The organism is Nannocystis bainbridge (assembly GCF_028368995.1).
Lineage (GTDB): Bacteria > Myxococcota_A > Polyangia > Nannocystales > Nannocystaceae > Nannocystis > Nannocystis bainbridge.
Genome location: NZ_JAQNDL010000003.1, coordinates 1,175,774 through 1,198,763 on the forward strand (window position 1 = coordinate 1,175,774; position 22,990 = coordinate 1,198,763).

Genomic DNA, 22,990 nt, shown 5'->3' on the forward strand with positions numbered 1-22,990 from the left:
GTGACACAGCTCCTCAACGAACTGGCGCAGCAGAACATCCGCATCGCCGCCGACGGCGACGACCTCACCGTGCGGGCGCCTCGCGGCGCGCTGACCCCGTGGCTGCGCGAGCAATTGCAGCAGCACAAGCCAGCGATCCTCACCCTGCTGCGCCGCGACATCCCGGCAGGCGACCAGCCGGCCATCCCGCGCGTCACCCCCGACCTCGCCGCGCGCCACGAGCCGTTCCCGCTGACCGACATCCAGCAGGCCTACTGGGTCGGCCGCATGTCCGAGTTCGATCAGGGCGACGTCTCGATTCACTTCTACGTCGAGGTCGACGGCCAGCACCTCGACCTGCCGCGCCTCGAGACGGCCTGGAACCGCATGGTGCGGCGCCACGACATGCTGCACTCGGTCGTCGCCGCCGACGGCCGCCAGCGGATCTTGGAGCAGGTCCCCGACTATCACTTCGTCGTCGCCGACCTGCGTGAGCGCTCCGCCGCCGAAGTCGAGGCCGCCCTCGCCGCCGTGCACGACGAGCTCTCGCACCAGGTGCTGCCGAACGACCGCTGGCCGGCCTTTGAGATCCGCGCCTCGCTCCTGCCCGGCGGCGTCACTCGCCTCCACCTCAGCGTCGACCTCGTCAACATGGACGGCGGCAGCCTCATGCTGCTGCTCGACGAGTGGACCCGCGTCTACTTCGACCCGCACACTTCGCTCGAGCCGCTCGAGCTGTCGTACCGCGATTACGTGCTCGCCGAGCTCGAGCTGCGCAAGACCCCGGCCTACCAGCAGTCGCTCGCCTACTGGAAGCAGCGCGTGCCGCAGCTGCCGCCCGCGCCCGAGCTGGTGACCGTCGGCGGCGAGCGCCAGCGGACCCGCTTCGTCCACAAGACCGCCAAGATCGAGCGCGCCGTGTGGGAGCGCCTCAAGGCCGCCGCGACCGCCCGCGACCTGACCGTCTCGTCGGTGCTCGCGGCCGCCTACGCCGAGGTCCTGGCCGCGTGGGGCAAGGGCCCCGACTTCACCCTCAACGTCACCCTGTTCAACCGCCTGCCGGTGCACCCGCAGGTCGACGCGATCCTCGGCGACTTCACCTCGATGATCCTGCTCGGCGTCGAGGGCTCGGCCCACGCCGAGTTCGAGGCGCGCGCGCGGGCGATCCAGCAGCAGCTGTGGCACGACCTCGAGCACCACGAGGTCAGCGGCATCGAGGTCCTGCGCGAGCTGGCGCGGGTGCGCCAGCAATACGGCGGCGCGATCATGCCGATCGTCTTCACCAACATGTTGAACCTCGGCGCCAAGGGCTTCGCCCCGCTCTACACCGCGCTCGAGCGGCTCGGCAGCGTCGCCTTCATCCTCACCCAGACCCCGCAGGTGTGGCTCGACTACCAGGTCCACGAGGACGCCGAGGGCCTGCGCCTGACCTGGGACGCGGTCGAGGGCCTGTTCCCGGCCGGCATGGTCGACGACATGTTGACCGCCCACTGCCGCCTGCTGCGCCGCCTCGCCGACGACGAGCAGGCCTGGCGCGGCCCGCTGGTCCTCGTCTCGCCTGACCACGTGGCCATGTGCGAGGCCGCCAACCGGACCGAGGCCGCGGTCCCCGAAGTCCTGCTGCACCGCCTGTTCGAGGCCCAGGTCCCGCGCCGCCCCGATCACCCGGCCGTGGTCGCCGGCGGCCGCACGCTCACCTACGCCGAGCTGCACCGCCGCGCCTGCCAGGTCGGCAACCGCCTGCGCGCGCTCGGGGCCGTGCCCGACGCCCTGGTGGCGATCGTCATGGACAAGGGCTGGGAGCAGGTCGTCGCCGCGCTCGGCATCCACATGGCCGGCGCCGCCTACGTCCCGATCGATCCGTCGGTCCCGCCGGCGCGGCTGCATCACCTGCTCGCCCACGCCGAGGTCAAGCTGGTGCTCACCCAGTCGCACCTCGACGCTCGCCTCGCCTGGCCGGCCGGCGTGCAGCGCCTGCGCATCGACGGCGACGATTTCCTGCGCGACGACGACGCCCCGCTGGTCCCCGCGCAGCGGCCCGGCGACCTCGCCTACGTGCTCTACACCTCCGGCTCGACCGGCCAGCCCAAGGGCGTGATGATCGAGCAGCGCAGCGTCGTGAACCGCATGCTCGACGTGGGCCAGCGCGCCGGCGTCGGGCCCGACGACCGCTGCCTCGCGCTCACCGCCCTTCATCACGACCTCTCGGTGTGGGACATCTTCGGCGTGCTCGCGGCCGGCGCCACCATCGTCGTGCCCGACGCCGCCGCCGTGCGCGATCCGGCCAGCTGGACCGCGCTCATGCGGCGCGAGCGGGTCACCCTGTGGAACTCCGTGCCCGCCTTCCTCGAGATGCTCGTCGAGCACCTCGAGCACGCCGCCGACGACGTCCCCGAGGCCCTGCGGTGGGTCATCCTCGCCGGTGACTGGATCCCCGTCGGCCTGCCCGACCGCCTGCGCGCCCACCTCCCGCGGGTCGCCATGGTCGCCTCCGGCGGCCCGACCGAGACCACCATCTGGGACATCTGGTACCCGATCGGCGCCGTCGATCCGGCCTGGCGCAGCATCCCCTACGGCCGGCCCATGACCGGCAGCCGCTACCACGTGCTCGACCCCGCCCTGCGCCCGTGCCCGGCCCAGGTCCCCGGCGAGCTCTACATCGGCGGCGTCGGCCTGGCGCGCGGCTACTGGCGCGACGAGGCCCGCACCGCCGCCGCCTTCGTCGTCCACCCCGTCACCGGCGAGCGCCTCTATCGCAGCGGCGACCTCGGGCGGTGGTTGCCCGACGGCAACATCGAGTTCCTCGGCCGCGCCGACAACCAGGTCAAGGTCGGCGGCGTGCGCATCGAGCTCGAGGAGATCGAGGCCGAGCTCGGGCGTCACCCGCAGGTCCGCGGCTGCGCCGTGGTCGTCAAGGGCGAGCCCGGCGGCGCGCGTCACCTGGTCGCCTTCGTCGTCCCGAACGAGACCGAGGCCGACGCCGACACCGACGCCGACACCGAAGCTCCGCGCCCGCACGGGGCCGACCCCGGCCTCGACGCTCCTGCCGCCAAGCTCGAGTTCAAGCTGCGTCACCTCGAGCTGCGCGACGACCTCGCGGACCGGCCCGCCGTCGCCCTGCCCGAGCTCGCCGGCGACCCCCTGTCCGACCTCGTGGCGGCCCGTCGCAGCCGCCGCAGCTTCCGCCCCGACCCCGTCCCCTTGACCGCGATCGCCGGCCTGCTCGCCGGCCTGCGCGCCCGCCGTCACGACGACCTCGTGCGCCGCGGCTACCCCTCGGCCGGCAGCCTCTACCCTGTCCAAACGTACATGTTCGTAAAGCCAGGTCGCATCGACGGCCTCGAGGGTGGCGCCTACCACTACGACCCCGAAGCCCACCGCCTCGTCCGCCTCGGCGACGACCTCCCCGGCCCCGGCATGCACGCCCCCGTCAACCGCCCCGCCTTCACCAGCGCCGCCTTCTCGCTGCTCCTGGTCGGCCAGCTGCGGGCCATCGAGCCGCTCTACGGCGCCCAGGCCCGCGATTTCTGCCTGCTCGAGGCCGGCTACGCCAGCCAGAGCTTGATGCTGGCCGCCGAGCAGCACGGCCTCGGCCTGTGCCCGATCGGCGGCCTCGACGACGCCGCCCTGCGCGGCCCGCTGGCCCTCGACGACGGCCACGTCGTCCTTCACAGCCACGTCGGCGGCCTGCCCGACGCCGCCGCCGCCCCGCCGGCCGGCCCGCTCGGCCCCGCCGGCCTGCGCGCCCACCTGCGCACGCGCCTGCCCGAGGCCCTGGTGCCCGCCACCTACGTCCTCGTCGACGCCCTGCCGCGCACCGCCAACGGCAAGCTCGACCGCCGGGCCCTCGCCGCCCGCGACGTCAACGACACCGCCGCCCCCGCCGCGGCCGCCAGCGGCCTCGAGGAGCGCGTCGCCGCCATCGTCGCCGAGGTCCTGCAGCTGCCTCGCATCGAGCGCGACCAGAACTTCTTCGAGCTCGGCGCCACCTCCGTCCACCTGGTCCGGATCGCCGGCCGCCTGCGCACCGAGCTGGGTTGCCAGGTCACCGTCACCACCCTGTTCCGGGCCGCCACCGTGCGCGTGCTCGCCGGCCAGCTCGAGGTCGGCGCCGCCGAGGAGGCCGCCGCCCAGCTCCAACAACAGGCGCAGGGCCGCGTCGAGGCCCGCCTGGCCGCGCGAGGCCGTCGCGGCCGCGGAGGCAGCGATGTCTGATCCGAACATCCCCGAGCACGCGATCGCCATCGTCGGCATGGCCGGGCGCTTCCCCGGCGCCCCCGACCTCGACACCTTCTGGGCCAACCTGCGGGGCGGCGTCGAGTCGATCGCCCGCCTCGGCGACGACGACCTGCGGGCCGCCGGCGTCGACCCGGCGCTGGCCGCCCGGCCCGAGTACGTGCGCGCGCGACCCGTGCTCGGCGACATCGAGTCGTTCGACGCCGGCTTCTTCGGCATCAGCGCCCGCGAGGCCGAGCTGATGGACCCGCAGCAGCGCCTGTTCCTCGAGTGCGCCTGGGAGGCGCTCGAGGACGCCGGCCTCGACCCCGCCGCTTTCCCCGGGGCCGTCGGCGTCTACGCCGGCTCGACCATGAGCACCTACTACGCCGAGCACCTGCGCGGCGCCCCGGCGGCGCAGGGCTGGCCCGGGTGGTTTCAGGCCTTCATGGGCAACGACAAGGACTACCTGGCCACCCGCCTGGCCTACTTGCTCGATTTGCGCGGCCCCTGCGTCGCCGTCCAGACCGCCTGCTCGACCTCGCTGGTGGCCGTGCACCTGGCCAGCACCGCCCTGCTCGACCGCGAGTGCGACCTGGCCCTCGCCGGCGGCGTCACCATCCGCCTGCCGCACCGCGCCGGCTATCTCTACGAGCCCGGGGCCCTGTTCGCGCCTGACGGCCGCTGCCGGGCCTTCGACGCCGACGCTCGCGGCACCATCTTCGGCAACGGCGCCGGCGTCGTGGTCCTGCGCCGCCTCGAGGACGCCCTGGCCGCCGGCGACGCCATCCACGCCGTCGTGCGCGGCTCGGCCGTCGGCAACGACGGCGCCCACAAGGTCGGCTTCACCGCCCCCAGCCAGGCCGGCCAGGCGCGGGTGATCGGCGAGGCCCTCGGGGTCGCCGGCGTCGACCCTGCCTCCATTCAATACATCGAGGCCCACGGCACCGGCACCCCGCTCGGCGACCCGATCGAGTTCGCCGCCCTCTCGGCCGTGTTCCGCGACGTGAGGCCGCCGCGCCGGATCGCCGTCGGCTCGATCAAGCCCAACATCGGCCACCTCGAGTCGGCCGCCGGCGTCGCCAGCCTGATCAAGACCGTCCTGGCCCTGCGCCACCGCCAGCTCCCGCCGAGCCTGTTCTTCACCCGCCTGAACCCCGAGATCGACCTCACGGGCAGCGCCCTCCACGTCAACGCCGCCCTGACCCCCTGGCCCGAAGGCCAGGAGCCGCGCCGCGCCGGCGTCAGCTCGTTCGGCATCGGCGGCACCAACGCCCACGTGATCGTCGAAGAGGCCCCCGCCTCCGCCCGCGTCCCCGCGCCCCGCGAAGCGGCGCGCCCCGAGGCGTCGCCCCCGGAATCATCGCACCGCGTCGCGTCGCACCACGATTCATCGCACCGCGAAGCTGCGCGACCCGGAGCATCGCACCCGGAATCATCGCACCTCGATTCATCGCGCCGCGAAGCGGCGCGAAGCGGAGCATCGCACTCGGAATCGTCATACACGGAATCATCGCACTTCGATTCATTGCACCCCGATTCCTCGCGCCACGATTCCTCGCCCCCCGATTCATCGTCCCCCAATTCCTCGCCCCCCGACTCCTCGCCCCCCGACGCCGTCCTGCTCCCGCTCTCCGCCCGCGATCCGCAGGCCCTGCGCGCCCTCGTCGGCGCCTGGCGGGCCCGCCTGGCCGAGCCTGGCGCCGACCTCGACCTCCTCGACCTGGCCCATGGGGCAGGTGCGCGCCGGGCCCATCACCCGTGGCGGCTCGCCGTCGTCGGCCGCGACTGCGCCGAGCTCGACGCCGAGCTCGCGCGCCTCGAGGCCGCCCCGGACACCGGCACCCGGCGCGACCCCGGCGCCCGCCCGCGCATCGTGTTCGTGTTCCCCGGCCAGGGCTCGCAGTGGGCCGGCATGAGCCGCACCCTGTTCGCCCGCGAGCCGGCCTTCCGCGCCGCCTTGCAGGCCGTCGACCCCGTCGTCCAGCGCCACGCCGGCTTCTCCCCGATCGCCGCCCTTCACAGCGACGAGGCCGCCTGGCTCGCCCGCATCGATCATTTGCAGCCGGTCCTGTTCGCCGTCCAGGTCGCGCTCGCCGCCCAGTGGCGCGCCTGGGGCGTCGAGCCCGACGCCGTCGTCGGCCACAGCATGGGCGAGATCGCCGCGGCCCACGTCGCCGGCGTGCTCACGCTCGACGACGCCGCCCGGATCGTCAGCGTCCGCAGCCGCTTGATGCGCCCGCTCGCCGGCCGCGGCGCCATGGCCGTCGTCGAGCTGTCGCAGGCCGCCGCCCGCGAGCGCCTGCGCGGCCGCGAGGACCGCGTCTCGCTGGCCGTCAGCAACAGCCCGCGCAGCACCGTGCTCTCGGGCGACCCCGAAGTCCTCGACGACCTGCTCGCCGAGCTCGCCGCCGACCAGATCTTCGCGCGCAAGGTCAAGGTCGACGTCGCCTCTCACAGCCCGCAGGTCGAGCCCCTGCGCGCCCCCCTGCTCGCCGCCCTGCGGGGCCTCGCGCCCGGGCCTGCGCGCGTGCCCATGACCTCGACCGTCGACCTCCGCGACATCGCCGGCCGCGAGCTCGGCCCCGAGTACTGGGTCCGCAACCTCCGCGAGCCGGTCCAGTTCGCCGCCGCCGTCGAGCGCCTGCTCGTCGGCGGCGAGGCCGTGTTCATCGAGGTCGCCCCGCACCCCGTGCTCTTGCCGTTCGTCGAGTCGATGATCCAGGGGCGCGACCGCAGCGACCTCGCCGTCGTCAGCGGCCGCCGCGACCAGGACGAGCGCGCCGTCCTGCTCGCCGCCCTCGGCGCCCTCTACACCCGCGGCTTCCCCGTCGCCTGGCCTCGATTGTCCGCGCGACCTGCCCGGCCCCTGCCCCTGCCGCGCTACCCCTGGCAGCGCACGCGCCACTGGATCGCCCCGACCCGCGCCGCCGCCGTCGGTCGTGTGCAAGGCGCCCACCCGCTGCTCGGCGGCGCCCTGCGCTCCTCGCTCGATCGCACGTGGTTCTGGGAGCGCAGCCTCGACCTCGCCGCCGCGCCCTACCTCGCCGACCACCGCCTCGGCGGCCTCGTCGTCGTGCCCGGCGCCGAGTTCATCGCCATGGCCCTCGCCGCCGCCGAGGTCGTCGGCGCCGGCAGCCACGCCCTCGTCGACCTCGCCGTCCCGAGCCCCGCGATCGTCCCCGACGGCGCGAGCTTGCAGCTGCAAACCGTCGTGCGCGCCGACCCCGACGGCTTCACCGTCCAGATCGCCAGCCCCGCCGGCGACGACGCCTGGCAAGTCCACGTCACCGCCACCCTGCGCCCCGCGGACCCGCAGTCACGCCTCCCCTCGCAATCACTCTCCGCGACGCAATCACTGCCCGCGACGTTCGCCGCGCAATCACTCCCGGCGACGCAACCACTCCCCACCACGCAACCACTCCCCGCCTCCCCATCACTCCCCGCGTCGCTCGCCTCGCAATCACTCCCCACGTCGCTCGCCACTTCATCGCCCGAATTCCTCGCCGCGATCCAGGCTCCCCTCGCGCGGCCGATCGCCGGCCCCGAGTACTACGACGCCCTCGCCGCCGTCGGCCTCGCCTACGGCCCTGCCTTCCAGGCCGTGCGCCACGTCTGGTCGGCGCCTGGCGAGGCTCTCGGCGAGCTGCACCTGCCTGACGGCGTCACCGGCGACCTCGACCCGCACCCCGTCCTGCTCGACGCCGCCTTCCAGGTCCTGCTCGCCGCCCGCGGCGAAATCGACCCCGCCGCCGGCCCGCGGGTGCTCGCTGGCATCGACCGGCTCGTGCGCCACGCCCCGGCCGGTCGCGCCGCCTACAGCCACGTCCACGTGCGCCGCGCCGACGCTGACGGCTTCGTCGCCGACGTCGACCTCCACGACCTCCACGGCGGCCTGCTCCTCACCGCCGTCGGCCTGCAGCTGCGCCGCATCGACCTCGCCGCCGCCCTGGCCCGCCACGCCCCGCGCCCCGTCGTCCCGTACATGGCCCCCGAGTGGCACGCTGCCCCGCCCCCCGCCGGTCCCGCGCGTCCGGGCCGCTGGCTGTTGATCGCCGAGCCCGGCCCGTTCGCCGACGCCGTGGTAACCGGCCTGCACGCCCGCGACCAGGCCTGCGAGCGGCTCCCCCTGGGCTCCGCCGCCTCCGCCGAATCCCTCGTGCAAGCCCTCGAACAGCGCCGCGAAGGCCCGCCGTGGCGCGGCGTCATCCACCTCGGCGCCCTCGACGAATCCGCCTCCATCGCCTCCTCGCAAGCCGCACCGGCTCAAGACTCCCACCCCGTCCAATCATCGCACCAAGGCCGAGCATCCGCGCCGCCATCTCACCATTCCCACGAATCATCGCCCATCGAATCGTCGCCCATCGAATCCCCGCTCCCCGACGAATCGTATGACCTCGACGCCGCCCGACTCGACGCCGCCCAGACTGTCGGCTACGGCGTCGGCCTGCACCTCGTCCAGGCCCTCGCCCGGCTCGCCTGGCGCGACCCACCGCGTCTTTGGTTCGTCACCCGCGACCTCGCCGCCCTCCCCGACGCCGGCCCCCTCGACATCACCCACGCCCCGCTGTGGGGGCTCGGTCGCACCGTCCCGTTCGAGCACCCCGAGCTGCGCTGCAAGCGGGTCGACGTCGACCGCGACCTCGCCACCGCGTCCGCCCTCGTCGACGAGCTGTGGGCCGACGACCTCGAGGAAGAGGTCGCTCTTCGCGGCCCCACTCGGCACCTCGCGCGCGTCGTCCCGCTCGAGCTCCCGCCCGCCGAGCCCCCCGCGATCCACGGCGACGCCACCTACCTGATCACCGGCGGCCTCGGCGGCCTCGGCCTGCTCGCCGCCGGCTGGCTCGTCGATCGCGGCGCCCGTCACCTCGCCCTCCTCGGCCGCGGCCCCGCCACCGCCGATCAGACCGCCGCCCTCGCCGAGCTCGAGCGCCGCGGCGCCCGCCTCGAGCACCTCCGCTGCGACGTCGCCGACCTCGAAGCCCTCGCCACCGCCCTGCACCGGCTCGACGCCACCATGCCCCCGCTGCGCGGCGTCCTCCACACCGCCGGCGTCCTCGACGACGGCCTCATCGCCGGCCAGACCGTGGACCGCCTGCGCACCGTGCTCGCGCCCAAGCTGCGCGGCGCCTGCAACCTCCACCGCCTCACCCGCGCGCGCCCCCTCGACCTCTTCGTCCTCTACTCCTCCGTCTCCGCCGTGCTCGGCGCGCCCGGCCTCGCCAACTACGTCGCCGCCAACGCCGCCCTCGACGCCCTCGCCCACCATCGCCGCCGCCTCGGCTTGCCGGCCACCAGCATCGACTGGGGCCTGTTCTCCGGCGTCGGCATGGGCCGCCTCGCCGGCGCCAGCCTGTCCGCCCGCGGCGTCGGCGACATCCGCCCCGACGACGGCGCCGCGATCCTCCTCGACGCCGTCGCCAGCGGCCGCCCGCAGCTCGGCGTCGCCCTGCTCGACGCCCAGCAGTGGCTCGAGTTTTATCCCCAGCGCGCCGCCTCGACCCTGCTCGCCCCGCTGCTGGGCCGCGGCTCCCGGACCCGCCCCGCGGCCCCCGCCGCCCAGGCCCTGCGCGCCGCCCTGCGCGACGGCGACCCCGCCGGACGCCGCCTCGCCCTCGACCGCTTCATCACCGCGCAGGTCGCCGAGATCGTGCGCATCGAGCCCACGCGCATCGATCGCGACCTCCCGTTCAGGCAGCTCGGCTTCGACTCCTTGCTCGGCCTCGAGCTGCGCAACCGCCTCGAAGCCGGCCTCGGCCTGACCCTCTCCGCCACCCTGATCTGGACCTGGCCGACCGTGAACGAGCTCGCCCGCCACCTCGGCGAGCGCCTCGGCTGGGACGCCCCGCCGCCCGCACCCGCCCCCGCCCCGGTCGACCTCGACGACCTCGACGACCTCGAGCTGCTCGAGCTCGGCGAGCGACTGCTCGGCTGACCTATCAACCTGGCCGAGAACCGCGGCTCGCCGCGTTACCTGTCCCGAGAGACACATAACCGTCACCGCACGCACCTGTCCCGAGAGACACATACCGTCACCGCACGCACCTGTCCCGAGAGACACATACCGTCACCGCACGCACCTGTCCCGAGAGACACATCATTCCCCGCGGCGCGGGACCTCGCCGCCTCTCCCCACGCGACTTCCACGGACCGCCATGAGCGACCCCACGCCCCCCGACTTCCGCGCCCTATTAAAACGTTCGCTCGAGAAGGTCGCCGAGCTGCGCGCCGCGCTGTCTGCCCGCGACGCCGGCGCTAGCGAGCCGCTGGCCGTCGTCGGCATCGGCTGCAGGTTCCCTGGCGGCGCCGACTCGCCCGAGGGGTTTTGGCGCGTCATCACCGGCGGCCACGACGTCGTGCGCGAGCTCCCCGAAGGTCGCTGGCCCTTCGATCCGGCGCTGCAGGCCGCCGCTGCCACGCGCTGGGCCGGCTTCCTCGACGGCGTCGACAAATTCGACGCCGGCTTCTTCGGCATCTCCCCGCGCGAGGCCGCCGTCCTCGACCCGCAGCAGCGCCTCCTGCTCGAGGTCGCCTGGGAGGCGCTCGAGGACGCCGGTCAGCCCCAGCCCGTCCTCAGCGGCAGCCGCACCGGCGTGTTCGTCGGCCTCACCACCCTCGACTATCAGCAGCGCGTCCTCGGCGGCGAGCCGGCCGACCTCGACGTCTACGCCCTCACCGGCAACAGCCAGTGCTTCGCCGCCGGTCGCCTCTCCTACATGCTCGGCCTCCAGGGCCCGTGCCTCGCCGTCGACACCGCCTGCTCCTCCTCCCTCACCGCCGTCCACCTCGCCTGCGACAGCTTGCGCGATCGCCAGTGCGACCTCGCCCTCGCCGGCGGCGTCAACCTGATCCTCTCCCCCGTCGCCACCCACATGCTCGCGCAGGCCCAGGCCCTCTCGCCGGGCGGTCGCTGCCGCACCTTCGACGCCGCCGCCGACGGCTTCGTGCGCGGCGAGGGCTGCGGCGTCGTCGTCCTCAAGCGCCTCGCCGACGCCCGGCGCGACGGCGACCGGATCTGGGCCCTCGTGCGCGGCAGCGCCATCAACCAGGACGGCCGCTCCACCGGCCTCACCGCCCCCAACGTCCTCTCCCAGCAAAGCCTTCTGCGCGACGCCCTCGCCCGCGCCGGCCTCGCGCCCGAGCAGGTCGGCTACATCGAGACCCACGGCACCGGCACCCCCCTCGGCGACCCGATCGAGATCGACGCCCTCAAGGCCGTCTATGGCCGCCCGCGCCAGGATGGCTCGACCATCCGCCTCGGCGCGCTCAAGACCTGCACCGGCCACCTCGAGGCCGCCGCCGGGATCGCCGGCCTGATCAAGGCCGTGCTCGCCATGCATCACTGCCAGATCCCCGGCAACCTCCACTTCACCGCCCTCAACCCGCGCATGTCTTTGGCGGACACCCCGCTGGTCGTCGCCGCCGAGGCCACCCCCTGGCAGCCCGGCCCCGCCCCGCGGATCGCCGGCATCAGCGCCTTCGGCTTCAGCGGCAGCAACGCCCACGTGCTGATCGAAGAACCCCCGATTACCGACGCCCCCGCGAGCGCGAACGACCCCCGGCCCATCGCATCAACCTCGTCCGCGGCACGCCCCCTCGTCGAAGCATCACTCGCAGCACCGGTGTCGCCCGACACCCATGAACCCCGCCAGGCGAGACCATCGCCGGCCTCCCCTCAATCACAGCACCCCGGCCCGGCCGACGCCTCCCTGCCGTCGCCATCGTCGGCGCGCGCCCCGGCCCTCGCCGCGCCGTCCCCCCCACAATCACAGCACCCCGGCCCGGCCGACGCCCCCCTGCTGTCGCCATTGTCGGCCCGCGCCCCAGCCCTCGCCCCGCCGGCCTCCCCACAATCACAACACCCCGGCCCGGCCGACGCCCCCCTGCTGTTGCCATTGTCCACGCGCGCCCCTGCCGCTCTACGGCAGCTCGCCGAGCGCATGCGGGCCCGCCTCGATCGACTCCCCGATCGCCGCGCCCTCGACGACCTCCTCCACACCGCCGCCACCCGCCGCACCCATCATTCCCACCGCCTGGCGGTCGCCGGCGCCGACCTCGACGATCTGCGCGCCGGCCTCGACGCCTGGCTCGCCGGGCGTGAGCACCGGGCCGTCGCCAGCGGCCAGCTGCGCCCGGGCGGCCGGCCGCGGCTCGCCTTCGTCTTCCCCGGCATGGGCACGCGCTGCGCCGGCGTCGGCCGCCAGCTCCTCGCCGACGAGCCCGTGTTCGCCCGCGCCTTCGCCGACGCCGCCGACGCCGTGCGGCGCCACGGCGACATCGACGTGCGCGCCGCCCTGGACGACGACGCCAGCCTCGCCCGCGTCGAAGTGTTTCAGCCGACCCTCTTCGCCGTCGAGGTCGCCCTCGCCGCCTTGTGGCATGCGTGGGGCGTCCGGCCCGACGCCGTCGTCGGCCACAGCCTCGGAGAGATCGCCGCAGCCCACGTCGCCGGCGCCTTGCACCTCGACGACGCCGCCCGGATCGTCTGCGCCCGCAGCCGCCTCCTCACCGACCCGCGCGCCCGCGGGGCCATGGCCGTCGTCGACCTCCCGCCCGAGGGCCTCCTCCCGCACCTCGAACAGTTCGCCGGCCGCCTCGTGCTCGCCGCCCACAACGCCCCCGCCGCCACCGTCGTCTCCGGCCCCGCCGCCGACCTCGAGGTCCTGCTGCGCCAGCTCGCCGACCACGGCGTCGACGCCCGCCGCCTCAGCGTCGACATCGCCTTTCACAGCCCGCACATGGACCCGCTGTGCGCCCCGCTGGCGCAAGCCCTCCGCGGCCTCGAGCCGCTGCGCGGCGCCACCCCGCTCTACTCCACCGTGCGCGGCGGCCTCCTCGATCCGGCCCGCCTGACCCCCGCGCACTGGGTCAACAACCTGCGCGCCCCGGTCCGCTTCGCCGAAGCGATCGATCACCTGCTCGCCGACGGCTTCACCCTCTTCCTCGAGATCGGCCCGCGTCCCAGCTTGCTCGGTTTCCTCGACCTCGCCCTGCGCCAGGCCGGCCCCGCCGGCGAGCGTCACGCCCTCGCCAGCCTGCGCAGCGGCCTCGGCGAGCGCACCGCCCTGCGCGCCGCCCTCGGCGCGCTCCACACTCGCGGCTACCCCGTCGATTGGCAGCAGCACGCCCCCGCCGGCCGCTGCGTCGCCCTGCCGACCTATCCGTGGCAGCGCGAGCGCCACTGGATCGATCCACGCCCGCGCCGCCCCGCCGCGCCCACGTCCTCGGGCCTCGGCGAACCACTCGACCTCGCCGATCCGCCCGGCGGCTATCTCTGGCACGGCGAGCTCGATCCGCGACGCACCCCCTATTTGCGCGACCATCGTGTCCACGACGTCCCCGTCGCCTCGGGCGCCGTCCTCCTCGACCTCGTCGCCGCCGCCGCCGCCGCCGCATTGAACCTCGGCCCCGATTTTTCAAACGCGCTGCACCTGCGCGACCTCCACCACGCCGCCCCGCTGGTCCTCGCCGACGACGCCGCCCGCGCCCTCCAGACCACCCTCACCCCCGAAGGCGACCGTCACTGGCGCATCGTCGTCTCGAGCCGCCCCCAGGCCACACGCGAGCCGTGGACCCGCCACCTCTCCGCCACCATCGAATCCCCGTACCCCGGCGAATCACCCGTAGAATCAACGCCCCGAGCCAGCCCGAGCCACGAATCGCAGCACATCGAATCACCGCACCTCGTCAGCCCGAGCGGTGGAGCATCACGCTCACCCGGCGTCGCATCATCGCTCCCCGTCGAGCCGAACCGAAAATCAACGCACTTCCTCGACTCGCCCCTCGTCGGCCCGAGCCGCGAATCAACGCACCTCGAATCCTCGTCCTGCGTCGGGCCGAGCGGTGGATTGAAGCACCTTTCCGACTCGCCCCGCGAATCCTCGCCCTCTGTCGACCCGGGCCGCGAATCAACGCACCGAGACGCAGCCGCGACCGTCCCTCCGCCGCTCGACCTCGCTTCACCGCCCTCCGACGATTCCCTCACCACACCCCTCTCGCTCGCCGCTCTGCGCGACGCCTGCCGCCAGCCTGTCGACCTCGCCGAGCTCTACGCCCGCCTCGACGCTGGCGGCAGCGGCTTCGGCCCGGCCTTTCGCGGCGTCGACCGCCTGTGGCGCGGCGACGGCAGCTTGCTCGCTAGCGTCCAGGCCCCGCCCGGCCTCCCGCCCGACGCCGTCGCCGCCATGCACCCGGCCGTCCTCGACGCCTGCGTCCACGTCCTCGCCGCTGCCGCCCTCCTCCCCGACGCCGCCCCCGTCGCCCTCGTCGGCGGCGGCATCGACCGCGTCATCCTCCGCGCCCGCCCGCGCGGCACCTGTCTCTGGAGTCATGTCGTCCTGCGCCCCGCCGACCCTGGCGTCCTCCTCGGCGACATCACCATCCTCGACGAACACGAAAGCCCGATCGCCCGGCTCGAGGGCGTCCGTCTCCACGCCGCCGCCCCTGCGGCCCGCGACCACGACCTCCGCCGCCGCCTCCTCGACGCCGCCCCTGATCGCCGCCCCCACCTGCTCGAGCAGCACCTCCTCGGCCTGCTCGCCCACGTCCTGCGCATCGACCCCGAGCGGATCGCCGTCGACGGCGGGTTTGCCGACCTCGGCCTCGACTCGCTCATGGTCGTCGAATTGCGCGACGCCCTGCGCGTCGGCCTCGGCCTGCAGATCGCCGCCGCGCTGCTCTGGCAACATCCCAGCGCCCGGGCCCTCGCCGCCTGCCTCCTCACCCGCCTCGACTCGCCCGAAAGGAGCGCCTCGTGACCGTCCGCGACCCCACCGCGCTGTGGTTCCACAGCCCGCGCCCGCACCCCACCGCCCGCCTGCGCCTGTTCTGCTGCGCCCACGCCGGCGCCGCCGGCCACGTCTTTCACGCCTGGCCCGCCGGCCTCCCGCCCGACATCGAGGTCTGCGCCGTCCAGCTCCCCGGTCGCGCCTTTCGCCTCGCCGAGCCCGCCTACACCGCCGTCGCGCCGCTCGTCGCTGCCCTCGACGCCGCCGCCGCCCCGCTGCTCGACCGGCCCTTCGCCGTCTTCGGACACAGCATGGGCGCCCTCGTCGCCTTCGAGTGGACCCGCGCCCTCCGGCGCCGCGGCGGCCCGCAGCCCGAGCGCCTGTGCCTGTCCGCCTTCCGCGGCCCGCACCTCCCCGACCCCGCCAGCCCCTTGCACCCGCTCGCTGACGACGCCTTCGTCACCGCCCTGCAGCAGCGCCACGGCGTCCTCGACGACGCCCTCGCCGACCCCGAGCTGCGCGCCTTGATGCTCCCCGTCCTGCGCGCCGACTTCACCGTGCTCGAGACCTACGCTCACGCCCGCGAGCCCGCGCTCGACCTCCCGCTCCACGCCTTTGCCGGCAGCGACGACCGCGGCGTCCCCCCGCGCGACGTCGCCGCCTGGGCGCTGCACGCCGGCCGCGGCTTCAGCCTCGACGTCCTCCCTGGCGGCCACTTCTTCCTCCACACCGCCCGGGCCGACCTGCTCGCCCGGCTCTCGCGTCTGTTGTCTGCCCCACGCGCTCAGGAGCACCCGTGACTGCCACCACCGCCGCCCCCGCCATCGCCTTCGACCCGAGCGACCTCGGCTTCATCGCCGACCCGTACCCCACCTATCGCCGGCTGCGCGAGCAGGCCCCCGTCTACCGCTGGGAGCCGGCCCGCATCTGGGTCGTCAGTCGCTATCACGACGTCGTCACCGTCCTGCGCGACCGCCGATTCAGCCTCGACGACAGCCACTGGGAGTTCGCCGCCCCGCCGCCCCCCGGCGCCCTGCCGACGCCCTATCAATCGCTGATGAAGAACAGCCTGTTCCGCCTGCCCGAGGTCGATCACCAGCGGATCCGCCGGCTCGTCGCGCCCGCCATGAGCCCGCGGACCCTCGTCGGCCTCCAGCGCGACGTCGACGCCGTCGTCGGCGACGCCCTCGCTCGCCTCGCCGGCCGCGACCAGGTCGACATCGCCCGCGAGTTCTCCGAGCGGATCCCCCTGCGCGTCATCGGTCGCATGCTGCAGATCCCCGAGCGTCACGAGGAGACCTTCCGCCGGTTCGGCCTCGCCCTCATCGACTCCATCAGCGTCGCCCTCTCGCCCGACGAGTTCGCCGCCACCATCGCCCCGATCCCCGCCGGCCTCGACATGCTCAACGAGGTCATCGAGGACCGTCGCCGCGATCACGAGCCGGGCCTGCTCACCGCCTGGATCGAGGCCGAGGAGGCCGGCGAGCGGCTCACCCGCGACGAGCTCGTCGCCCTCGCCGGCAGCATGATCACCGCCGGCACCGACACCGCCGTCCAGCTCGTCAGCTTCGCCGTGCTCGACCTCCTGCGCCACCCTGACCAGCTCGCCCGCCTGCGCGCCGACCCTGGCCTCGTGCGCGGCGCGATCGACGAGGTCCTGCGCTTCGACCACTTCGGCAAGGGCGGCGTCCCTCGCTTCCCGATCGAGGACGTCGAGCTCGGCGGTCAGCTCATTCGCCGCGGCGAGATGGTCATCGCCCTGGTCGGCTCCGCCCTGCGCGACCCCGACGTCTTCCCCGACCCCGACCGCCTCGACATCGCTCGCAGCCAGGCCCAGAGCATCGCCTTCGGCAGCGGCCCCCACTTCTGCGCCGGCGCCTCGCTCGGCCGCATGATGAGCCAGACCGCCGTGCTCTCGCTCGTCACCCGCTACCCCGACCTCGCCCTCGCCGCCCCGCCGACCTTCGAGAGCCACGCCTTCCTGCGCAAGATCAGCAGCCTCCCCGTCAGCCTCGGCACGCCGGCATGACCCCGGGGACATGTCCATTCGGACATATCCTTAAAAACTCGCGCAAACCGCCGACGTCTCCGGCCCGCCCTGCGCCGCCGCAGGCCGGGCGGTGCACGCCGAGCTCCGCGTGGGACCGGCGCTGCCGCGCGCCTCGCAGTCGCGCCGGGCTCCTCGCTGCCACCGACGCCGCCGGGCGCCATGATGCGCGCGTCCTCGCCACCCACGAATGCAACCGCCCGTGGTATGCCGACGACGCGATGACCGACGACACCGCGTCGAACCTGCTCGCTGATCTGCTCGCGCACCTCGAGCGCGACGGCGAGGTGCCGCCCGCCTGGCTCGCGCTGCACATCCCGGACGGGTCGCTCACCCGGGCCTGGCACGCGACTGCGGACGTGTTGACGCTGGTGCTGGCCGCGATGCGAGCCCATGGCACGACCGCGACCGTGCTGGCCATTTGCGCGGTCGCCCGCGCCGAGCTCGCGCGCATATCACCGTCCCTCGTCGGGGCCCGGCTCGCAGGCGCGCTCGAGGCGGCCGAGTCGCTCGTGCGCGGCACCGGCCCGCGAGACGCCGTCGACGAGGCGTTCGGCTGCCTCCATCCGCAGGAGCTGTGGTGGTCGCACGACCCGAGCCCGAGCGACGAAGCGGAGCGCGTTCAGGCGTTCGGCCTCGGCGTCGGCTTGCTGGTGTGGTTCGTCCTCGACGTCGAAGCGGGCGAGGTGACCCCGGCAGAGGCCGCGACCTCGCTCGACGAGAGCGACCACGATTCATACTTCCTCGAGACCGCGCAGGAGCTGCTGCCCTCGCTGCGCGCCGCGCTGCCGTGCCCGACGCTCGCCCGGCTGCGCGCGGCGTACGAACACGACTGAGAGCGTCCGGCGCCACATGCCCTTGCGACAGCGCCGCCGCCGCATCGCCGTTCAGCAATGCGGCGACGGCACCCTCGTCACCGGATCAGAAGCCGGAGCTTTTCAGCGACTCCACCGGCGTGTTGAGCAACTGCTGCTCCCACAGGAACGCGATACCGCTCCCCGCCGCGTGCTCCTTGAGCACCTCCACGAACTCGGCGGTGTGTTCGGTACGCGCATGGTCGCGCAGCCATTCGGATGCCAGCGCCAGCCACGTCATCACGTTGGCGCCGGCGGCGATCATGCGCTGGATGGCGACCTCATGCGCCTCGAGCGAGACACCGCCGCAGGCATCGGTGATCACCGTCACGTCCCAACCGTCGCCGAGAGCGTGGATCACGGGCATCGCCACGCAGATCTCGGTGTAGAGGCCGGCGATGACCAACTGCTTGCGGCCCGTCGCCTTGACGATGTCGACGACCTTCTTGTCTTCCCAGGTGTTGAGCGTGGTGCGATCGATCACCTTCTCGTCGGGGAAGACATCGGTGATCTGCGGAAAGATGAACCCGCCCCGATCGGCGATGACGCTGGTGATGATGGTCGGGACGCGAAACGCCCTGGCGGTCTTCGTCAGCGCCGCCACGTTGTTGACCACGACTTGCGGGACGTGGCTGTTGAGATTCGCGAGCTGGAAGGGCTGGTGATCGATCAGGACGAGCACGGAATCTTCGGGGCGAAGCAGCGAGTCGAGGCCGTTGCGAAAGCTCATGGTGATCCTCTGAGGTCGTTGAAAAGGGGCTGTTTGCCGGGTGGCAGGCAATGGCATCAGCGTTGCCTCGAAGAACATTGACAGTCCGACTTTTGATACGCTAGCCTCGTTTCGACCTACTCTGTGTCGCAGATCGGGGAACGCCAGATGGATATCGAGGAGCTGAAGACCTTCGTGGAAGTCGCCGACGCCGGAGGCATCACCTCGGCGGCCCGCAGGCTCGGCGTGGCCAAGGCCATCGTCAGCCGGCGGCTCATCCGGCTCGAGGCAGACCTCGGCGTGCAGTTGCTGGCGCGGACCACGCGAGGCGCGTCGCTGACGGAGGCGGGCGCGACATTTCGCGACTACGCCGCGAAGGTGGTCGCCGAGATCGACATCGCGCGCGAGACCATCCTGCCCAGCGGCGAACTGCGCGGCCGCCTGCGGATCGCCGCGCCGCTCTCGTTCGGCCCGACGCATTTCGCACCGGTGCTCGCCGAGTTGGCGCGACGACACCCGGCCCTGCACGTCCACGCGTGTTACAGCGATCAGTTCGTCGACCTGATCGACGAGGGGTACGATTGCGCGATCCGTGTCGGTCGGCTGCCGCCCTCGACGCTGCTCGCGCAACGCGTCGGACCGATCTACGCCACGCTGGTCGCGAGCCCGGACTACATCGTGGCGAACGGGATGCCCGAGACGCTGGAGGACCTCCCCGACCACGAGGCCATCCTGCAGGGCACGGAATCATGGTACTTCAGGGACGGTGAGCAGACGATCGCGGTCAAGCCCCAGGGCAGGGTCAAGGCCGACAACGGCGTCGCTATCGCAGCCGCGGTGCTCGCGGGTCTCGGCATTGCCATGCTGCCGGACAGGCTGATCGCCGAGCATCTGGCATCCGGCGCGCTCGTCCCGGTGCTGACGCGCTATCCGCCGCCCGAGTTCGGCATCTTCGTCGTGCGTCCGCCGGCGCAGCATCCTGCGCGCAAGGTCCGGGTGCTGACCGAGCTCCTGATCGAGCGCTGCGGAACCGCGCCGCACGTCTCGGGCACGGCGCCAGGTTGAACGCACCGGCAGCGAGTACGGAAGTCGCCGGATTCGGGCCCGCAGGGGAGCCTAAATGGTGCCAGTCGTCGGGACCTCGCTCCGCTATCGTCGCAGCACGACCTCGTCGGTCCTGCCGGTCGCGCCGCGCAGGTCGGCGCCGGGGTGGTCGATGATGTCTGCCCGGACTGCGGCGCCGCGATCGATCTCAACGTCCGAGCAATCGATGCTCCCCCTGGCCTCTCGGTGAACCCCACGCTGCCCCGGCGGAGCAGAGCCCCCGCACCGCCGCCGCCGGGTGCTTCGCCGGCCGCTCACTTCGGGCAGGGCGGATCCGTCGGACACGAGTCGTTCAGCGGCTGGGGAAATGTCTGCAGGCAGCGCGCGACACCGACGAAGGTGTTGGTAACGGTGAAGTCGAGCGGATCGCCGACCCAGCCGCGCACCACCCCGTCGCGGGCGCTGTGCTCGATGCGGCTGCTCGTGAGGAACACCGAGGCCGGCTGCTGGCCATAGAACACCACCGCGCCCTCGTTGGAGAAGGTGTCGCCCGACAGCCCGCAGTCGTAGCTGGAGATCCCCGAGACGCCGCCGGCGTAGGCGATCGTCGTGTGCTCGATGCGATTGTCGGCGGACGGTGTGCCCTTGAAGGTGATGCCCACCCAGTCGCCGGGCGCCGGCGCATCGGCCCCCGAGGTGATCACGATCGGCTTCTCCGCGGTGCCGAGCGCGCGCAAGCTGCCGGTGGCGGCTTCTTCGGTGACGTAAGCCTGCACCAGCAGCCGCGAGCCCGGCTGGAAGCGCAGCTGCACGCCCGGCTCGATGGACAAGCTGCCGGGCGTGCGATCGTCGCCGCTGCTGCCGACCACCATCATACCGGTGACCATATGATAGGGCACGCCGCGATCGTGAAGGGTGGCCTCACCGACGATCTGCGAGTTGCCGAAGCCCTCGTCGATCAGGATCTCGTCGTCCTGGTTGCCGGTGTATTGACCGCTCGGCACGCTGCTCGCGGCGCGTTGCCACAGGCGCAGCGGCGCCGAGCCGCTGCCGGTGACGGTGAGCTCGCTCGAGTCGTCGCTGAACGTGGCGTTCTGGCTCAGCAAGGCGCCGAGAGAGGCCGAATCTTCGATGGTCACGTGCTGCACGCTCGCCAGCGGCATCAGCCCCTGGGGCGAGCGCGGATCGCCGACCAGGACCAGGGTGCCGGTCTCGTCGATGCGCGAGTTGCCGAGCGCGCCGCCGCCCCGCAGCGTGGCGTGGGCCAGGCGCATACGGCCCGTCTCGGCGACGCGCAGGCTGTCCCAGGCCGCGGCCCCGGCCCGCTCGAAGACGATGGGTTTGTCGGCGGCGCCCTCGGCGATCAGCTCGCCTTCGATCTGCATGCCGACGCGATCGCCGAAGCGCACCACCGCGCAGGGCTCGATGGTCAGTCGCTGCCCCTCCGAGATGATCGGCGGAAAATCCACGATGTGGGGGCTTGCGGCCGCGGTCCACACCGTGTCGTCGGACTCGAGCGCGGCGGTCGCGTGCACGGTGCCCTCACCGCTCGGGACACCGCACGTCTCGGGGACGTCGGTCGCGGTGTCGGTGCCAGGATCGGCCCCTTCTCCGCCCTCGCAGGCGACCACGGCAGCGGCGCAGAACAGGAGAGCGGACCCTGGCAACGAGCGAATTGACGGCATGAAGCTCCTGGGCGGCGCGCGAGGATGCACCCCGAAAAGACTCGCCGCCCGCACGCCATGCTCCAAGGTTTTGTGCAGCTCCGCCATACTCCGAACACCCGGCGCATTGACCCTTCGGCGTCACTTTTTCCGGAGACCGAGCATGTTCACCCGCCCCCCCACGAGCCGCCCCCCGCTCGTCACCGGCAAGGCCGCCATCGATCTCGTCGAGGCCGCCTACCAGCTCGACGGCACGGAGACCGAGTGGCTCGCGGCCGTGACCGCGCGCGCCCAACCCGACCTCGACGTGGGCGCGGGGTTGTACGCATTCACCGGTGACAGCACCGCTCCGGACTACGCGCGCAGCCCGGTGTTCGCCGCGCGGGCGCTCTCGCCAGAGTTCCAGGCGCGCCTGCTCGAGCTCAACGAGACCGCCCCAGACGCCATCTTCGAGCTGCTGCGCAAGCGACTGGTGACCTGCGGCGGGCTTGAGCAGGTCCTCGGCCGCGGCTCACCGGTGGTCGAGCATTTCCGCCGTGTGATGGCGCGCGCGGGCATTTCCGACGGATTCTGCATGTTCGCCCAGGACACCGAGGGCGGCAGCGTCACCCTGTCGGCGCCGTCCGCCGCGGTCGTGGCCCCGTCGCCGCGCGTGCGGGGGATCTGGCAGCGCGTGGGCTTGCATCTGGTGGCGGGGTTGCGCTTGCGACGCAAACTGGCGGCGCGCGTGATGGGTCGCGACGCCTTGCTGTCGCCGGCGGGGCGGGTCGAGGACGCCAGCGCCGAGGTCGCGGCCGATGGCGACGCACGCCGCGCGCTCACCGAAGCGGTGCAGGCCATGGACCGCGCGCGCAGCGTCGAGTTGCGCGGCTCCCCCGAGCGCGCCCTCGACCTCTGGCGCGGCCTGGTCGCCGGCCGCTGGTCGCTCGTGGAGCACTGGGAGCGAGACGGCCGCCGTTACCTGGCCGCCTACGCCAACCGCCCCGGCGTGCTCGACCCGCGCGCGCTGACCTCGACCGAGCAGAGCGTGCTCCGCCACCTGGCGCTGGGCGCTACCAACAAACAAGCCAGCTATGCGCTCGGCCTGCCGGAGAAGACCGTGTCGTCGTGCGTGACGCAGATCCTCAAGAAGCTGCGCGTCCGTTCGCGGGTGGAGCTGGCCGCCCTGCTCCAGGCCCGCAGCGCCGGGTCGCTCGACGTGGCCTTCGCCGAGGACCGGCTGCGGGTGCTGGCAGTCGACGTGAGCGTCGCCGACCCCGACTCGGTGCTCACCCCCTCCGAACGCGAGGTCGCCACCGGCGTCGCCCGTGGTCTCCGCAACGCCCAAATCGCCAGCGCGCGCGGCGTGGCGCCGAGCACCGTGGCCAAGCAGCTACAGACCATCTACGCCAAGCTCGGCGTCGACAACCGCAGCCAGCTCGCCCGCCACCTCACCCGCCACAATGGGCTGACGCGGGGGTGAGCGCATCGCGTCCCTGCGCCGCGGGCTCGGCGTGCAGGAGCACTATGCACAATCGGCATGGTCGATTGCTAATGATGTGTTCAGCCCCACAGACTTCGTCTGGATTGCGCTGACATCTCCTCGATCCGCGAATCCTTACTGCGCAAGATCTCGAAGTCGTCATCGCGCGCGGGCTCGAACACGGCGACCCGACCCGAGCTGCAGGCGATGGCGGCCCGCTCGCCGCGGAGGTTGACGCTGCCGCGAACGTGGCCAGCTCGCGCCCCCACCCAGGCCGCGCGCGACCGGA

Annotated in this window: 10 protein-coding genes; 8 read left to right on the forward strand and 2 right to left on the reverse strand. The window is 73.3% G+C overall.

Annotated features, from left to right (window positions below):
• From POL25_RS29940 to POL25_RS29965, 6 genes are all read left to right on the forward strand, one after another.
• On the forward strand, window positions 1-4,194 hold the full coding sequence (locus POL25_RS29940) for a non-ribosomal peptide synthetase (RefSeq protein WP_272089663.1): 4,194 nt from the start codon (window positions 1-3) through the stop codon (window positions 4,192-4,194).
• On the forward strand, window positions 4,187-10,129 hold the full coding sequence (locus tag POL25_RS29945) for a type I polyketide synthase (RefSeq protein WP_272089664.1): 5,943 nt from the start codon (window positions 4,187-4,189) through the stop codon (window positions 10,127-10,129). Before POL25_RS29940 ends, POL25_RS29945 begins: the two co-directional genes overlap by 8 nt.
• A 220-nt stretch (window positions 10,130-10,349) precedes the next feature.
• Window positions 10,350-14,951 (forward strand): type I polyketide synthase, encoded by a 4,602-nt coding sequence (locus POL25_RS29950; RefSeq protein WP_272089665.1) that lies wholly within the window; start codon window positions 10,350-10,352, stop codon window positions 14,949-14,951.
• Entirely contained in the window at window positions 14,948-15,721 is a 774-nt protein-coding gene (locus tag POL25_RS29955; RefSeq protein ID WP_272089666.1) for a thioesterase II family protein, read from the forward strand. The genes POL25_RS29950 and POL25_RS29955 overlap by 4 nt, the downstream gene beginning before the upstream one ends.
• Window positions 15,718-16,950 (forward strand): cytochrome P450, encoded by a 1,233-nt coding sequence (locus POL25_RS44590; protein WP_272089667.1) that lies wholly within the window; start codon window positions 15,718-15,720, stop codon window positions 16,948-16,950. Before POL25_RS29955 ends, POL25_RS44590 begins: the two co-directional genes overlap by 4 nt.
• Window positions 16,951-17,189: 239 nt before the next feature.
• Entirely contained in the window at window positions 17,190-17,804 is a 615-nt protein-coding gene (locus POL25_RS29965) for a hypothetical protein (RefSeq protein WP_272089668.1), read from the forward strand.
• A gap of 85 nt (window positions 17,805-17,889) precedes the next feature.
• Here POL25_RS29965 and POL25_RS29970 read toward each other — a convergent pair whose 3' ends face one another.
• On the reverse strand, window positions 17,890-18,552 hold the full coding sequence (locus tag POL25_RS29970) for a hydrolase (protein WP_272089669.1): 663 nt from the start codon (window positions 18,550-18,552) through the stop codon (window positions 17,890-17,892).
• A 147-nt stretch (window positions 18,553-18,699) separates the two neighbouring features.
• Between POL25_RS29970 and POL25_RS29975 the strand changes: the two genes are divergently transcribed.
• Window positions 18,700-19,596: a LysR family transcriptional regulator gene (locus POL25_RS29975; protein ID WP_272089670.1), complete on the forward strand. Its 897-nt coding sequence runs from the start codon at window positions 18,700-18,702 to the stop codon at window positions 19,594-19,596.
• A gap of 293 nt (window positions 19,597-19,889) precedes the next feature.
• Here POL25_RS29975 and POL25_RS29980 read toward each other — a convergent pair whose 3' ends face one another.
• Window positions 19,890-21,347 carry a beta-helix domain-containing protein gene (locus POL25_RS29980; protein ID WP_272089671.1) on the reverse strand — a complete coding sequence of 486 codons (1,458 nt, stop codon included), beginning with the start codon at window positions 21,345-21,347 and terminating at the stop codon, window positions 19,890-19,892.
• Between the two features lie 55 nt (window positions 21,348-21,402).
• On the opposite strand from POL25_RS29980, the gene POL25_RS29985 reads away from it, so the two are divergent.
• A complete protein-coding gene (locus POL25_RS29985) occupies window positions 21,403-22,701 on the forward strand; it encodes a helix-turn-helix transcriptional regulator (protein WP_272089672.1) in 1,299 nt (432 codons plus the stop codon).
• The last annotated feature ends 289 nt before the right edge of the window (window positions 22,702-22,990 follow it).

What these genes read in the sequence shown, in the direction of transcription:
- POL25_RS29950 (WP_272089665.1), top strand. Translation starts at nt 10,350, where the DNA reads ATGAGCGACCCCACGCCCCCCGACTTCCGCGCCCTATTAAAACGTTCG.
- POL25_RS29980 (WP_272089671.1), bottom strand. Translation starts at nt 21,347, where the DNA reads ATGGCGGAGCTGCACAAAACCTTGGAGCATGGCGTGCGGGCGGCGAGT.
- POL25_RS29965 (WP_272089668.1), top strand. Translation starts at nt 17,190, where the DNA reads ATGACCGACGACACCGCGTCGAACCTGCTCGCTGATCTGCTCGCGCAC.
- POL25_RS29970 (WP_272089669.1), bottom strand. Translation starts at nt 18,552, where the DNA reads ATGAGCTTTCGCAACGGCCTCGACTCGCTGCTTCGCCCCGAAGATTCC.
- POL25_RS29985 (WP_272089672.1), top strand. Translation starts at nt 21,403, where the DNA reads ATGTTCACCCGCCCCCCCACGAGCCGCCCCCCGCTCGTCACCGGCAAG.
- POL25_RS29975 (WP_272089670.1), top strand. Translation starts at nt 18,700, where the DNA reads ATGGATATCGAGGAGCTGAAGACCTTCGTGGAAGTCGCCGACGCCGGA.
- POL25_RS29945 (WP_272089664.1), top strand. Translation starts at nt 4,187, where the DNA reads ATGTCTGATCCGAACATCCCCGAGCACGCGATCGCCATCGTCGGCATG.